Source organism: Candidatus Alcyoniella australis (assembly GCA_030765605.1).
Classification (GTDB): Bacteria; Lernaellota; Lernaellaia; order JAVCCG01; family Alcyoniellaceae; genus Alcyoniella; species Alcyoniella australis.
The window spans coordinates 17848-32363 of sequence record JAVCCG010000023.1; the positions used below are offsets into that span (position 1 = coordinate 17848).

A 14516-nucleotide genomic window follows, 5' to 3' on the forward strand; every position below is an offset into this window, starting at 1 on the left:
CCTAGCCGTCGAGCCGCTCGTGATGCTGGAGTACGATCTCGGCTGGCACGCCGATCTTGCCCACATCGTGGATCATTCCAGCCATGTAGACTCCCTCAACGCTGTTGGGATCAAGCTTGAGTTCCATCGCGATTGCACGGGCGATGCGGGCCACGCGGATCTGATGGCCGGCAGTGTACATGTCGCGCTTCTCAACGGTCAGGGACATCGCGTAGATGATCTCCTTGACCGTGCGGCCCAGCTTTTCCAGCGATTCGTGTAGTGCCGCCTCGATCAGCTTGCGTTGAGAGATTTCCTGTTTGAGCTGCTCGTTGGCCTTGCGCAGATTTACCGTGCGCTCGTCCACGAGGCTCTCCAGCCTGCGCTGGTATTCGAGATTTTGTTGTTCGAGCCGCTGCTTGTCGTCCTGCAGGGCCTTCATCCCCGCAGCCCGCCCGACGACCAGCCTGATGTCGCGGATCTTCAGCGGCTTGGCCAGGTAATCGAAGGCCCCTTGACGCACGGCCTCGGCCGCGGTTTCGTAGTTCGGCTCGCCGGTGACCATGATCATCTGGGAATGCGGGGACCGCGGATCGCCTCGAGCAGCTTGATGCCGGGCATGATGATGTCGCTGATGACTACGTTCCCTATCTTTGCGCTTTTCCAGCGCAACGATGGCGTTCTCGGCTGTTTCAACCTCATAGCCCTCAAGCCTGAGTGTCTCGCTAACGACCAGGCGGATGTTCTCCTCGTCGTCAACAATCAGCACACTGCTGCCGATCTTTATCTTTGTCGCCTGATCATTTATATCTGGATCTATCGGGTTTTCTACGGTTAAACGTCGAGTATCGCCTGTGCTTATCGCTGCCTGGCCGCGCCGATTACCGCATCGCGGAGTTCTTTTATTTCGAACGGTTTGGTTAAAAAAGTAAAAATGCCATCTTGCAACGACTGAAAAATGTTGTTGGTCGAGGGTCGTCCGGTCATCATCACAACCCCGATGTCGGGATAGTCGATCTTGATTCTCGACAGTAAATCGAGTCCGCTCTCCCGCCCGTCAAAGTAGATATCAAGCACGATTACGTCGATAGCCGATTTTTCAAGCAGGGAATCTGCTGATTGGGTGTCCATTGCCGTGAATACTTCGTGTCCGTCCTTCTTCAGAATTTCGGCGTAGGAGAGTACTAAATTCTCTTCATCGTCGACGATCAATACTCTAACCATGGATCACCCCTAGTTGCCTAAAATTCCGAGTCCATGTTTACACAGTCTATCGATTGATAATTACGCCTAAAATACATCTAATCCACTATTACAAGCGCTTATTACAAGCCTTGCTTTCAACTAACTATAGCATGGTTTAGAAAAATTCCAAAATAGAAGTAAAATCGCCCCCTGACTGAGGCCTCCTGGAGCGGGAAAAGCCTGGATCCGCAATGGCGCACAGTCCGATGTATGTTTTCACCGTAACCCGCAGTAATCAGCAGAACTCCACGGCCCAATCTGACCCGTGGGAAAATTGAATTGGTCTAAGCTAGCGGCTTCTGGTGAATTTCCGCCGAAACGGTTGTCATCAATCGCAATGAACTGCAGTGCAACCCACTTCGACCTCTCGCCTGTTCCTGATCGCGCTGCTGGCTGCGGCGCTGATCTTCTGTGGCGCCTGCACGCAGATCGGCAACCACGATCAGGGCGACGACGATGCGCCCGACAACGCGGACGACGACGACCAAGATCTTGACGACGACGACCAGCAGCCGGACGACGATGACGACAGCGGCGGCGATGATGATGACGACTACGACCCCAGCGACACCACGATCTACGATATTCAGCAAGGTAGAGTGCCGGTCGAGACGGTTGTGACCTGCAAGGGCATAATCGTCACCTCTCCGCTGGCGATCGATACTCCGGGGATCTTCGTGCAGGAGCCCGAGGGCGGCGAGTATTCCGGTATCTTCCTCTTCCTCTACGATGAGGTCGTGGCCGAGCTCGACGTAGCGGTCGGCGACGTGGTCGACGTCACCGGGCTGTACACCGAGTACTACAATATGTCCGAGCTGACCGTTCAGAGCACCGCGGATCTGACGATCACCGGCAGCAACCAGAACGTGCTTCCCGAGGTGGTGCAACCGGCCGACGTGGCCAACGGCGGGTCCAAGTCCGAGGCTTTCGAGAGCGTGCTGGTCAAGGTCGAGGACGAGAGCGTGACCAACCGCCTGGGCCTGGCCCTGTTGCTCCACGCGCTATTCTGAGCAAAGGCCCAAAACAGCATATTTTACGCTTAAGTAGAACGCTTTTGTAAGAAAATACTTTACCTACCGGTTTTTGCTTTTTACGCGTTGATTATTACTGTTTATCAAATAGTTATCGCTTTAACCATAATAATCTGCTTTAGATGTTGCATACGAATTGGGATTTCAAATCACAGATTTCGTATAGGTTACGAAGCGCGTATAGTCGTTGAAATTGCTTGGTAATCGCGATTTGGCTCCATGCGATGTTCATATACTGCTTTCCCCTGTCGCGCAAGGTCTTGATTATTAAGAACAAAGTGCGATAGGTAAGCATACGATCAAACATTCGCAACTTGGCGCGATTTCCCTGTAATTCCGCGCGAGTACGATAGGGCTTAGTTGATCGCATAGGTTGAGTTTTCGCAGGTTTGTAAGTTGCTGATTCTAATGCGAAATAATCGTATGGAAATTTTGGCAAAACATTATGTCAACTACACGACTTCAGGCGCAAATTTCCTTTCGCCGTCCGAGATTTAGATTTCAATGAGCACCACTATATTTTACCAGTGGAGGGGGAGGCGTGTCAAATCATTTTAGACAAGGCGAGCGAAATTTGGCGTTCCAACGTAGATTCTTCACTTCGTTCAGAATGACAGCTAACGCTCTATATTCTTAATATCGTGTGTAATTTGTCATCCTGAGGCCCTGGGCCGAAGGATCTACGTGCGCACGTGGAATTTGTCTATAATGGACGATTGGTGGTTGTAGGGCGTAGACCCTTCACTTCGTTCAGGGTGACAGCCCGCGCGCGACCGACAGCGTTATATCGCCTTGTTATCATACGACAAACCGTCATCCTGAGCCGCAGGCGAAGGATCTACGTACGGATGGTGAATTTGTTGTGAACTGGCGTAAAACGCCCTACAACATGCCGCGCATGCGGTCGAGGTTGCGTTGTGCCCTCGCCACCTCTGCTTTGGCGCCGATCTGCTGATAGGCTTGAATCGCTTGTTCGACCAGCTTAATCGCCTCTTCAATTCTTCCTTGGTCCTTTCGAACAAGACCGATGGCCTCGGTTGTTAATGCCTCGCCCGCCTTATCGCCGATCTCTCGCTTAATTTTCATGCTCTGCTGGTATTGCTCCAGGGCGGCGTCCAAATCGCCGCGAAGCTGATGGATCCTGCCGATCTGGTGGAGGGATGAGGCGATGCCCGCCTTGTTGCCGATCTCGCGTTTAATTTTGATGCTCCGCTGGTAGTGCTCCAGGGCGGCGTCCAAATCGCCGCGATCCTGATGGATCCTGCCGATCTGGTGGAGGACGGCAGCCTGCTCCATTTTCGCGCCCAACTCGTCGAATATCTCTTGCGCCTGCTGGTATTGCTCCAGGGCGGCGTCCAAATCGCCGCGCTTCTGATTGATTATGCCGATCTGGTGGAGGGCCACGGCTTCATCACGCTTGTCATCGGCCTTTTTGAAAATCTGCCGACATTCTTCGTGCATGCGGATGGCTTCCAGGTATTCGCCTTGGTTCTGTAGCATGATTGCCAGATTGCCCAGAGCTGCCGCCCCACCTTTCCCCAAGCTACGCGCGCCGCGGACTAGGTCGGGAAGCATCTGCTGGACCGAGACCAGCCAATCAGTGGGTACGATGCCCTGCTTTTGTGCGATGTACTCCGAGAGCATATCCGCATAGTTCCCGAGGAGCTGAAGCTGCTTTACATGGGACTCGGGATCGAGTTTGCGCTGTAGGGTCTGGCGAACCAAGGAGTGGAAGGCGTAGGTTTTAACAGCGGGATAGCGGGCAACAGATCCGTTCTCCAGCAGGCTACGCTGGTGCAATGAAAAAAGTAGCTCGTTGGCGTAATCGGTCTGAGGCTGGTCGTCTTTAATCAACACGGCCATAATCGCCCCGGCCTCGGACACGAACTCGCCCTTGAAAACCGAACAGGCCCGCAGCATGCGTAGCTCGTCCGCGGGCAGGTTGCGCAGGCTGAGATCGAGTGAGTCGTCAAGGCTGCGCTGGTTCTCTTGCTCGGTCTCGACGCGCGCCTGGGGAAGCAGGTCCAGCACCTGCTCTACGGCGTCCTGGGCGTCAAGGGGCGACCTAGCGAGGAAACCACCGATCAGCCTGCACGACAACGGATGGTCGGCCAGCTTGGTCGCAATGCCGTCTAGCTGCTCGTCGCTGTAATCCTGTTGGCGATCACCCAGGGCGGAACAGAGGATGTCGATGGCAGTCTGCCGCTCAGGGCTTACGACCTTGATTGTCTTCTCATCATCCAGACCGACCGGATGTCTGCGCGAGGTGAACATTAGTAAAGTGTTGCTGCCGATGCGAGAGAGGTAATCCTTCAGGGCGATTGCGGCCTGGTCTTGATTGTCAATCGCGGCAAGCACGGTCTCAAAATTGTCCAGAATCAGCAGGCGGCGGCCATTGGCCAGGCTGTTCAACACGTCCGCTTTAAGCTCTTTTTCGGAAAGCCCCTCGATAGCTGGTTTGCCCAGGAGCCGCTTGCCGATCTCATTGAGGAAATTTTGCAGCGTTATATCTGTCTTGAAGCTGAAGCCCCAGACAGCGTCGAAACGATCCTTGACGCGTTCAGCAGCCTTGCACGCCAGCACCGACTTGCCGATACCGCCCATGCCCAGCAGGGTGAGCACGCGATGCTCTTGCAGCAGCGCCTCGATTGCGTCCAGTTCCTTTTCCCGGCCGTGGAACGAGGAGGGGGCGTAGATGGCGGAAAGGTCGAAGGTGGTGGAAACTTCAATCGGTTTTGGTTTATACGTCAATAATGTATCAATTTTACCCTCAAGTCTCTTTTGGTGTCTGAGAGTAATAATTACGGATTTTAAACCAACACAAACGCCATAAATTCCTAATAACCCTATTAGACCGCCTGCGATAGTGATGACGATTTGTACAGCATTATTTAATTGATTAAACCATTCGATCCAACCCATAAAGACCTCCCCTAAATCTCAATAGAATATATTCCCCGTATGGTCAAGTTATTCTGTGGAAAAGAGAAAAAAAGAGCAAGACCGGCAGGCGGGAGTCGGTGCTGATACATGCACGATGTGGCAATAGGAAGTAGATCCTTCGCCTGTGGCTCAGGATGACAGCTAATGCTCTATATTCTTAATATCGTGCGCCCCTTATTGAAAAGTGACCGATTGCAGTATAATGGCGAGATGTCTACCAAACCCGGCCCAACCATTCTCGATGTACCTTCCGAGACCATTTACGCGTGGGAGCAAGAGGGGTTTACAAAGACCAACTACGCTTGCTTCCATTTTCAGGGCCCGTGCGATGTCGAGGCGCTGGACAGTGCGCTTGCCCAGGCTCAATCCGCCTGGCCGAACTTTCACGCGAACCTGATCCCCACGCGGTTCGGGCTTTACAGGAGGCTCGCCTGGCACGTCCGGGAGCAGCCCGCGAAGCTCGAGGTGCGGGATTTCACCGCGCTGGAGAATCCGCCCGAGGACATGGAGGCCTGGATCCACCCGCAGATGTTGCCCGAGGTCGATCATCTGCTCGACCTGCAGCAGGAATACCCGGTCAAGTTCATCCTATTCCTCCTGCCCCGGCAGCAATGCTGCCTGGCCATGGTCGTGCATCATGTGGTCACGGACGGCGGAGGAGTTTTCGACTTCATGCGGGATCTGTTCGGCATCTATCACCAAATGATCAAGGGCTCGGCGCCCGATTGGGCACAGGTGTCGGGGATGCACTCCCAGGCAGGTGCCGTCACGCCCGTTGTGCCGGTTTCCGGATGGCGATTTGTGCGCGACCTGCTGGCCGAGTGGCGCAAGTACCCCATGTGGCAGGCGGTGCGCGTGGCCAGCGACCCTGGTGGCGGGCACGGCCGCAACATGATCCGCCACATCATCTCGGATCAGGATCTGCAAAAGGCCCTACGGGAACGGGCCAGGCGCGAAGGCGGCACGCTGTCGGACCTGGTGATGGCCGCGTCAAAGCTGGCGATCCAGGAGTTCAACGGCTCGCGGAACGCGCCGAGCGAGATCATGTATCACGGCCTGGCCGTCAACCAGCGGCTGCGGGTGGCACAGTCCGATGCCGCGATCCTGGGCAATCCGATGTCGGTAATTACGATCCCCAGCAACTCGGCCGACAGGCGCGATCCCGAGACGCTGCTGCGATATTTGGTCGCCTGCCGCAAGCGCAAACTCGACGCGGGCCACGACCTTAAAATATCCGGGCTAAGCCGAAAGCTGACCATGATCTGCCGAATTTTGCCCATCGGTATTCGGTACCAATTCCTGCGGCTCCTGGTGGAACAGAAGCTCTCCTATTTCCTGACCAACGTGGGCGTGGTCTGGCCGGAGATGAAGGACGGCAGGCCCACCGGGCAGACGGCGATCAAGCGCGTCGGCGACATGGAGCTGATCGATATCCACTCGAGCATCGGCGCAACCAAAAAGACCGGGAACGCCCTGATCCTCAGGACGATTTACGGAAAACTGTATTTCATCTTCGCTTTGGGAAAACACCTGATCTCGGAGGATGACGCCCAGGAGTTCTCGAGCCTGGTGGTGAAGAAGACCATCGGCTACCTGTAAGGGTCCGTAATCGCGAACTCGTTTCAAAATCTTCGTTTACCTAGATGCTAAAAAAAGGGCCGAGGCACTGCCCCGGCCCTGGTAATTGTCAATAGTTAACTTGCTCGACCGCCTGGTGTTTGCGCGAGTTTTGCGGCGGCTTGAAGCCGGCTAGAAGGATTCGCCGATCATGAAGTACGGGAATACGCCCCAGGGGCTTACGCCTAGATCGAGGCGCAAGTTGATCCGCTCGTCCGGGTCCAGGGCAAAGCGCACCCCTGCTCCCGCAGCGTACTTGACCAGCTCCAGCTCGTAGTTCTGTAGGGAGTCCGAGACGTCTCCCGCCGCAACGAAGGTAGCGCCGGAGAAGCGCCAGTAGATGGGAAAGCGATATTCGACCTGGCCACGGATCAGCATCCGGTCGTTGAAGCGACCGGCGTAAATCCCGCGGATGCCCTGCATGTCCGTGCGCTCGTTAAACGGCACGCCCCCGCTTAGCCAGGTGGCGTAGGCCTGCACTGCCAGCACGTGCATCCCGCCCAGGCCGATATAGCGCCGCAGGTCGATCACGTAGGCCTGGTAGTCGAAGTCCGAGCCCAAAGCCTCCTCGTAAAAGCAGGCATTGAACTGGTACCACCCGCCGCGCAGGGGAAAAAATGTGTTGTCGCGCGAATCCAAGTCCACGGCCGGGCCCAGTCCCGAGCGCAGGCCCCCGCGCGATCCGGCGAGCTTGCGTTGGTCGAGCAGCATTTCGGGCTCGCGCTGGATCACGCTGGAGCGTTTGAGGTCGTACCAGACGCCCAGACGGAAACTGCGCCAAACGCGGCGCATAACCCAGGGCTGAACCATGGCGCTCTGGGCCACGAAACTCTCTTCGGAGTCCTCATCCGAGTCGTTGCCGTTGCCGAAGAACGAGTCGGGCATCTTGCTGTAGGCGCAGACGAGCTTGATCTCCCAGTTCTCGCCGTCGAGGTACACGTCGGGGACCACGGTCAGCAGCGCCTGATTCTTCAGGGTGTACATGGCAAAAGCTTGGAGCGTATCCGGCCGCGAATCGCGGGGCTGGTGCGGGTCGCGCATGGTCAGGATCAGCGCGCCTCCCGCTCCGAAGCTGGTCTCCGGCGTGTACAGCGCCACGGGAAAGAGGTTTAGGCCGTAGGGATCGGGATTGAGCAAGTCCCGCAGCTGCTCCTCGTAGCCCCAGTCTTCGGCCGACGGCTGTTCGTCGGCCCGCGCCGCTGCAGGCGCGAACAGCACAACGACCAATAGGCAGGCCAAGGTTCCAATGCTCAGATCATTCACGGGGATCAGCTTGGCACAATTTCCGCTGAACGATCAATGTTTGAAATAGGTCGCGCTGAAGATCGGTCCCACGGCTTTAGCGGACTGCTGACCCTCTGCAATATCGCCAGCCGTTGTTCGATGTTTGCAAGGATCTACATTCGTATAGCGCAAGTATAAGTCTTATCAGCAAATAAGCAGCTACTTCACATCGGTGGTATGCTGTTTTATAAGCAGTACCGTATTAACCCGTGGCGTAAATGGAAAGCATCAAGGCTGATGGGTATCACAACTGATTTTGTTGTCATTATTATTGCCGCCCTGATCGGTGGTCTGGTTGCCCGAAAATTAAGGCAACCTCTGATTATCGGATACATTTTTGCCGGCATCGCAATCGGGCCGTACACTGGCGGCGTAACCGTCTCAGATGTTCATCAGATCGAACTCCTGGCGGAGATCGGCGTGGCGCTGCTGCTTTTCGCCCTGGGGCTTGAGTTCTCCTTCAAGAAATTAAGGCCGGTCCGCTACGTTGCCCTGCTCGGAACGCCCATCCAAATAGGCCTGATTCTCGGATACGGATACCTGATCGGGGGTTTCCTCGGACTGGGAAGCGGAGAGCGTATTTGGCTCGGAGCGATGCTCTCGCTTTCCAGTACGATGGTTCTTCTCCGATCGTTAATGAATCAGGGATGGATGGGGACTCTCTCCAGCCGCGTTATGATCGGCATGCTGATTGTGCAGGACCTTGCAATCGTACCGATGATGATCGTTCTGCCCCAGCTGAATCAGCTCTCCATCGGCATCGGGCTGTTACTGATCGATGCCATCAAGGCGATTGTGTTCATCGCCGTAATGGTCGTCCTGGGAACCAAAGCCCTGCCCTGGGCGATGAAGCAAATCGCCCGCTGGAAATCACGAGAGCTATTTCTGCTGGCAATTACTGCGATCGGCCTCGGGATCGGCTATGCCACCTACCGCATCGGTCTGCCCTTCGCTTTCGGCGCTTTCGTCGCGGGCATGGTTCTCAGCGAGTCTGATTTCGGCCACCAGGCCCTGAGTGAGATCATTCCCGTACGCGATCTGTTCGGTTTGCTTTTCTTTACATCGGTGGGCATGTTGCTCGATCCGGCCTTTCTTTTCGATAATCTCTCAACGGTGTTGCTGCTTGTCATACTCGTCACGGTGGGAAAGGGATCTGTTTTCGCCCTTGTCACCCGCCTGTTCGGCTATGGCAATGTAGTTCCATTGGCAGCGGGATTGGGCATGTTCCAGATCGGTGAGTTTTCTTTTGTTCTGGCCCGTCTCGGTGTATCGAGCAACTCAATAAGTCAAGAACTATACTCGCTGATTCTCTCCACTGCCGTTTTGACGATGATTATGACCCCGTTTATCTCCAGTCAGACGACTCGAATCTATTCCCTCAGAAAACGATCGTTTCAACAGGAGCCTCCACAGACAACGAACCTGCCCGCAGACCGCCTGAAAGATCATGTCATCATCGCCGGAGCGGGCCGTGTAGGCCTCAACGTGGCGCGGGTTTTGAAAAAGCTTGACCTGCCTTTCGTTGTCATTGAATTGGATCACCAGCGAGTGGAGGAAATCAAACAGGAGAACATTCCCGTGGTTTTCGGAGATGCTGCACAGCCGGTCGTCCTGGATGCCGCCAATTTGCAGGGGGCCAAATTGCTTCAGGTGACGCTTCCGGGAATCGCTGACGTCCGTAATATCGTGAGGCTGGCGGCGGAGAAAAACCCTTCGCTCCCGATTGTCGCCAGGGTGAAAAATGTAGAGGAAATGGAAATGTTAAACGGTCTCGGCGTTCACGAGGTGGTTCAACCCGAATTCGAAGCCGGGTTGGAAATGACGCGACAAGCCTTGCTTCAAATGCAGGTTGCTCCCTCGGACGTATTTCAGTATGCCGACGCCGTCCGCCGCGATTTCTACTCCTCGTTGTATCAGAAATTGGATTATCGCCTGCTCTCACAGTTCCAATCTGCAGAGGGGGCGTTTAAACTGGAGTGGACGGAAATCACGGCGCACAGCACGTTGGCGGGCAAAACCATTGGCGAGATGGAAATCAGGCGCCAGACAGGTGTCTCCGTTGTTGGAGTGCTGCGAAACGGCGACTTGGCGCCGAATCCCGACGCGGACTTCAGCCTGATGGCCGGCGATATTGTGGCCGTTATCGGCAAGCCGGAACAGCAGAAGCAGTTCCGCGACAACATGCTGAACATTAAAAGTTAAATCCGCCTTCAGCAGATCAATGTTTGGAATAGGTCGCGCTGAAGATCGGTCCTACGGCGAATTGCTTGAACGCCTCGGAGCGTACGACCTCAAACCCGGAATCGTGCATTAGCCGCCTGACCTCGGTGGCCTTGATGCCGCGCGAATTGTTGGTCGGCTCGCGCAAAAAGATCCGACCGCCGGGCTTGAGCAGGCCGCTGAGCGCCTGCAATATCGCGAGCCGACGTCCGGGGTAGACGTCGTGCAACACGAAGTGCAGCGCCACCGCATCGAAGCTGCCCGGCTCGAGCTTGAGCCGATCGACCTCGCCGCGCAGATACTCGACGTTGTCGTGCTTGCGTAGCGTATGGCGCGTTGCATCCAGCCACTGGCCCGAGACGTCGACGCAGGTCAGCTTTCCGCCGTTGCCCTCGAGGATCGGCGCGATATGGCGCGCCAAGGCCCCGTCCCCGGGGCCCAGCTCGAGCACGCGCTCGCCGCCGTCAAGCTGCATCTGCTCGACGAACCTATGGTAGAAATTGCTCAGCAGTGTGCGCGTGGCCAGCTTACTGATAACCATCTTTATTCTTTCCGGCTCGTAATATCCGTTGGACGAATGCCGTCCGAGCGTCAGTTGATTGTCCATGATTAGTCATGAAAACAGGCAGCCGATATCGTTCTAAGCTGCGCCCAATAGGGCGCCTCGGGCTTTGCTTGATATCGCAGAGGCTGCCGATTTCACGTTATCCTCCCTTGACAAGGATCGATCGGGTCGAAATATATGCAATATCTGAGCCATGACCGCCTAAAAGCCGTGGGTTTAGCATTTACATATAGTTTTGACGGATTATTAGGAATTTATTTTTTCGGCTTTGGGGGTTGCTTGTACCAAAACGGTATTGTCTAATTACAAACCGTTGAATCGCAAGTAATTCAGTACTGCGTACCAAAATGAGATATTCCAAAAGCGCCGGATGAAAGAGCATTGATGAAGATAGATTATTCCAGAAGAACGTTCTGGCTGCCCTTGGCGGTGTTCGGCGTACTGGCGTCGCTGATCCTCATGGTCTGGGGCTACGCCAACTATCAGTATAACGAACAGCAGTCGATGAGTTCCCAGATCACCGCGGACAATACCGCGATCCGCATCGAGGAGTACGTCAATCTGCGGCTGGCCGTGGTCGACCATTTGCGGGATCTGTTCAGCCGTAATCAGATCCAATCCGAGGCCGACTTCGTCGAACACGCGCTGGCGGCCCAGGATAAATTCTCGGGCCTGTTGGCGATCAACTGGATCGATCCGCAGGGAATTATCCGCTGGGTGGTGCCCGAGGGTCCCAATCGCGCGGCCAAGGGCAAGGATCTGCACGTGCATCCCGACGCGGCGACGACATTCCTCGAGGCCGAACGCAGCGGACAGTTGCAGGTCACGGGTCCGTTGAACCTGCTCCAGGGCGGACGCGGGTTCGCCGGCTACTTCCCGCTTGACATCGACGGCCGCCACGCGGGCTATCTCAACGCCGTGTTCCGCGTCGATCATATGATCGACGACTGCCTGTCCCACGGTCTGCGGCAGATGTTCGACCTGGCGATTTACGAGAGCGATCAGCTGCTTTACGCCGACGGCGAACCAGCGCAGGTGCTCGCCCATCGCTGGGCTGCGGGCCACGAGGTCAACATCGGCGGCCATCGCTGGATGCTCACGTTGGCGCCCGCGGAAGGCCAGACGCTCTCATCGCTGGGCCTGGTCGATCTGATGATCGTCGGCATGGGTTTGCTGTTCGCCGCGGCCCTCTCGCTTGCGGTGCGCAAGCTGGTCCAGCGCGCCGACGATCTGCGCAATTCCGAGGAGCGCTACCGCACGATCTATGAGAACGCCCAGGTCGGGCTTTTCCGCATTCGTCTTTCCGACGGCAAGTTGCTGACCGCCAACCGCTACATGGCGCAGCTCTTCGGCTACGAGCTCGACGAACTGCTGGCCCTGCCCCGCATCGACGACGCCGGGTTCACCCTGCTCGACCGCCAGGGAGTTATCGAGCAGTACCGCGAACAGGGCCTATTGCAGAGCAACGGCGATCAAAACAAGATCAAGCTGCAGGCCGGATCGTTGCACGGCATTGAAATCACAGTCACCCTTCGCGACGGCTCGCAGGTCTCGTTGCGCTACTCGCTCTCGGTCTATCCTGACCTGGATTACTGCGAGGGCGTGGTCGTGGACATGACCGAAATCCGACGCGCCGAGGCCGCCCTGCGCCAATCCGAGGAGCAGAACCGCGCGCTGCTCAATGCAATGCCCGACATGATTTTCCAGTTTTCGGCCAAGGGCGAGTTCATCAGCTACAAGGCGGCCAAAGACGACATGCTGCTGCTGCCGCCCGAGGCGTTCATGGGCAAACGCGTGCACCAGGTCCTACCTCCCGATGTCGCAAGTCAGACCATCGAGCACATCGAATCGGCCCTGGCCACGGGCCAGATGCAGATTTACGAATACTGCCTCGATCTGCCCAACGGCTCGATCGGGACCTTTGAAACCCGAATGGTGGTCAGCGGCGAAGATTCCGTGCTCTCGATGGTGCGCAACGTCAGTGACCGCAAGCGGGCCGAACAGCAGATGTTCCGCGCTGAAAAGATGGCCGCCCTGGGGCAGATCATCGCCGGAGTGGCCCACGAGATTAACAATCCCAACAACTTCATCTTTTTCAACCTACCGATCCTCGAACGCTACATCGAGGCGATCCGGCCGCTGCTCGACGATTGCGCCGCGCGGCAGCCCGGACTGAAGATCCTCAACATGCCCTACGAGGCTTTTCTCGAGGACGTGTTCAAGCTGTTGCAGAACATGCAGCACGGATCGGAGCGAATCACCTCGATCGTCTCGGAACTGCGCTCCTACATCCGCAGTCAGGAGGCCGAGGAGCTGCGGCCCGAGGACGTCAACGCGCTTATCGAGCACGTGATGACTCTGGTGGGCAAGCAGGTGCGCAAGACGGTCAAACGCTTCGACGTGGAGCTTGAGCCCGACCTGCCCGCGGTGACCATGAACATCGGCCGCATCGAGCAGGTGCTGATTAACCTGGTGATCAACGCGGGTCAGGCCGCTGACAAAGACGACAGCTGGGTGCGGCTGCACACCGGTCTGGCCCCGGACGATCCGGGATTTATCGAGTTCGTGGTTACTGACAACGGCTGCGGCATTGCGGCCGACGTGCTGTCGCAGATCTTCGATCCGTTTTTCACCACCAAGGGCCGCGAGTCGGGCACGGGCCTGGGCCTGGCGATCAGCCAACGAATCGTTGAGGAGCATAGCGGACGGCTGCTGGTCCACAGTGATCCCGGCGAGGGCAGCCGCTTTACGGTGCTGCTGCCGATTGAGGGGAAAAGCCGATGAGTGCAGTGATCCTGATTGTGGACGACGAACTCGTATTTCTCGACAGCGTCAAGCGCGTGCTGCGCATCGAGGGCTACGACGATCTGACCGCAATCGACGATCCAACCATCGTGCCCGAACTGATCGAGCAACGGCAGTTCGACGTGGCACTGCTCGACATCACCATGCCCGGGCTCGACGGCATGGAACTGCTGAAGATCATCAAGGAGCGCAGCCCGCAGACCGAATGCGTGATGATCACGGCCAACGACAGCATTCCGCTGGTAATCAAGTCGGTACGGCTCGGGGCCTACGACTATTTGGTCAAGCCGATCGTGCCCGATCAGCTCGTGCAATCGATGGAGCGCGCATTGGAACACAAGCGGCTGATCCAGTCGCTGATTTTGCGCTCGCAAGCCGGGTTCGACCGCACGCTGAAAAATCCCGCGGCGTTCAAAGCGATCGATACCAACGACGCGCGGACGCTCGCGCTGCTGCACGAGGCCGAGCTGCACGCCGCCTCGTCGATCCCGATCTTAATCACCGGCGAGACCGGCGTGGGCAAGGAACTGCTGGCCCGCGCGATCCATGCCGCCAGCCCGCGCAGCAGCGGGCCGCTGGTGGCGGTCAATATGCTCTCGCTCTCGCCTACCCTGTTCGAGTCCGAGTTCTTCGGCCACGCCAAGGGCGCGTTCACCGGCGCTGAGCGCGAAAAGGAAGGCTACCTGGCCCGCGCCCACGGCGGCACCCTATTCCTCGACGAGATCGGCGACCTGAGCCTGGAGATCCAGGGCAAGCTGCTGCGCATTTTGCAGGAAGGCGAATACGTGCCCGTGGGCAAGACCCGGCCCCAGCGCGCGGACGTACGC

General features: G+C 56.8%; 11 protein-coding genes. 6 read left to right on the forward strand and 5 right to left on the reverse strand.

The window, feature by feature from the left end; translation table 11 throughout:
* Position 1: 1 nt before the first annotated feature.
* Complete coding sequence (locus P9M14_03090) at positions 2-550, reverse strand: HD domain-containing protein (protein MDP8254710.1); 549 nt, start codon at positions 548-550, stop codon at positions 2-4.
* Between the two features lie 39 nt (positions 551-589).
* On the opposite strand from P9M14_03090, the gene P9M14_03095 reads away from it, so the two are divergent.
* Positions 590-817, forward strand: a complete 228-nt coding sequence (locus tag P9M14_03095; GenBank protein MDP8254711.1) for a hypothetical protein — start codon at positions 590-592, stop codon at positions 815-817.
* A 20-nt stretch (positions 818-837) separates the two neighbouring features.
* Here the strand turns inward: P9M14_03095 and P9M14_03100 are convergent, their stop codons facing one another.
* On the reverse strand, positions 838-1191 hold the full coding sequence (locus P9M14_03100; GenBank protein ID MDP8254712.1) for a response regulator: 354 nt from the start codon (positions 1189-1191) through the stop codon (positions 838-840).
* A 380-nt stretch (positions 1192-1571) separates the two neighbouring features.
* Between P9M14_03100 and P9M14_03105 the strand changes: the two genes are divergently transcribed.
* The gene (locus P9M14_03105; GenBank protein ID MDP8254713.1) at positions 1572-2234 is read left to right on the forward strand and encodes a hypothetical protein; all 663 of its coding nucleotides are present in this window, start codon (positions 1572-1574) and stop codon (positions 2232-2234) included.
* Between the two features lie 903 nt (positions 2235-3137).
* On the opposite strand, the gene P9M14_03110 is transcribed toward P9M14_03105, so the two are convergent.
* Positions 3138-5177 (reverse strand): tetratricopeptide repeat protein, encoded by a 2040-nt coding sequence (locus P9M14_03110; GenBank protein MDP8254714.1) that lies wholly within the window; start codon positions 5175-5177, stop codon positions 3138-3140.
* A 165-nt stretch (positions 5178-5342) separates the two neighbouring features.
* Here P9M14_03110 and P9M14_03115 point away from each other — a divergent pair, with 165 nt between their 5' ends.
* Entirely contained in the window at positions 5343-6797 is a 1455-nt protein-coding gene (locus P9M14_03115) for a condensation domain-containing protein (protein ID MDP8254715.1), read from the forward strand.
* Between the two features lie 150 nt (positions 6798-6947).
* Here the strand turns inward: P9M14_03115 and P9M14_03120 are convergent, their stop codons facing one another.
* Positions 6948-8078: a BamA/TamA family outer membrane protein gene (locus P9M14_03120; GenBank protein MDP8254716.1), complete on the reverse strand. Its 1131-nt coding sequence runs from the start codon at positions 8076-8078 to the stop codon at positions 6948-6950.
* A 198-nt stretch (positions 8079-8276) separates the two neighbouring features.
* Between P9M14_03120 and P9M14_03125 the strand changes: the two genes are divergently transcribed.
* A complete protein-coding gene (locus tag P9M14_03125) occupies positions 8277-10301 on the forward strand; it encodes a cation:proton antiporter (protein MDP8254717.1) in 2025 nt (674 codons plus the stop codon).
* Positions 10302-10317: 16 nt separating this feature from the next.
* Here the strand turns inward: P9M14_03125 and P9M14_03130 are convergent, their stop codons facing one another.
* On the reverse strand, positions 10318-10860 hold the full coding sequence (locus P9M14_03130; protein MDP8254718.1) for a class I SAM-dependent methyltransferase: 543 nt from the start codon (positions 10858-10860) through the stop codon (positions 10318-10320).
* Positions 10861-11268: 408 nt separating this feature from the next.
* On the opposite strand from P9M14_03130, the gene P9M14_03135 reads away from it, so the two are divergent.
* Together P9M14_03135 and P9M14_03140 are read left to right on the forward strand one after the other, a co-directional pair.
* Positions 11269-13668: an ATP-binding protein gene (locus P9M14_03135; GenBank protein MDP8254719.1), complete on the forward strand. Its 2400-nt coding sequence runs from the start codon at positions 11269-11271 to the stop codon at positions 13666-13668.
* On the forward strand, positions 13665-14516 hold an 852-nt coding region (locus P9M14_03140; GenBank protein MDP8254720.1), incomplete at its 3' end, for a sigma 54-interacting transcriptional regulator. The genes P9M14_03135 and P9M14_03140, both read left to right, overlap by 4 nt.